3 protein-coding genes are annotated in these 1012 nt (G+C 49.8%); all 3 read left to right on the top strand.

The window, feature by feature from the left end:
• The coding region (locus tag VZT47_RS10690) for an anion permease (RefSeq protein WP_330224934.1) at positions 1-230 on the top strand (230 nt) is incomplete at its 5' end.
• A gap of 156 nt (positions 231-386) precedes the next feature.
• On the top strand, positions 387-515 hold the full coding sequence (locus tag VZT47_RS10695) for an OadG family protein (protein WP_330224935.1): 129 nt from the start codon (positions 387-389) through the stop codon (positions 513-515).
• A gap of 45 nt (positions 516-560) precedes the next feature.
• Positions 561-1012 (top strand): sodium ion-translocating decarboxylase subunit beta (locus VZT47_RS10700; RefSeq protein WP_330224936.1); only part of this gene is annotated, 452 nt, incomplete at its 3' end.

A 1012-nucleotide genomic window follows, 5' to 3' on the forward strand; every position in this document is an offset into this window, starting at 1 on the left:
CCATTGCACAGTCCATCGGCGCTGACCCGAAGCCGGTACTGATGGCACTCGGTATTGCAGCTTCCATGGCTTATGCAACCCCGATGGCAACCCCGCCAAACACCCTGGTTCTTGGACCTGGCGGATTCTCTTTCAATGACTATGTCAAAGTCGGCCTGCCGCTCTGCATCATTACTTTCATTGCATCTGTACTGATCATCCCGATTTTCTGGCCATTCTTCCCAGGCTGATTGATTCCGGTCTGAAAGAAATCGAAAGAGATTGTAAGAAAATTCAAATCATATGTTTCCCGATGCCCCGGTTTTCCGGGGCCGTGGAAGCACTGTATGGGGCAGTTTCCCCATGGATGCCTCCGGGCATCTGAACAAAGAAAGGTGGATTAACACATGGACACTCCGGGCCCACTTTCTATTTGTATTACCAACATGGTTATCGTATTCGCAGTACTGATTTTCCTGGCTTTCGTCATTCAGCTCATCCACGTAGTGGATCCGACCAAAGGCAAGAAGAAATAATTCAGTTTTAAAGAAATAAGATAACCACTTAGGAGGTATACAAACATGGATGGCTTTATGAGAGCTCTTGTTTCTGTATGGACAGACTCCGGCTTTGCCGCACTGACCTGGCAGAACATGGTAATGATTCTGGTAGGGCTGATTCTGCTCTACCTGGCAATTGCAAAAGAGTACGAACCTCTTCTGCTGATGCCGATCGCCTTTGGCGATATTATGGCTAACTTCCCGAATACCGGTTTCGAAACCGATATGGGCGTTATGATGGCCATTGGTTTTGGTATTAAGTACGAAATTTTCCCGCCGCTGATTTTCATGGGCGTAGGCGCAATGACCGACTTTGGTCCGCTCATCGCTAACCCGAAGACCATGCTCCTGGGCGCAGCTGCCCAGATCGGCGTATTCGTAGCACTGGCTGGTGCTATGCTCCTCGGCTTCAACGTTCAGGAAGCAGCATCCATCGGCATCATCGGTGGCGCTGACGGCCCGACCGCTATTTA

The organism is Dialister sp. (assembly GCF_036343215.1).
In the GTDB taxonomy this organism is placed as follows: Bacteria; Bacillota; Negativicutes; order Veillonellales; family Dialisteraceae; genus Dialister.

Bases quoted from the DNA above. Each gene is read 5' to 3' on its own strand.
- VZT47_RS10695 (WP_330224935.1), top strand. From the start codon at position 387: ATGGACACTCCGGGCCCACTTTCTATTTGTATTACCAACATGGTTATC.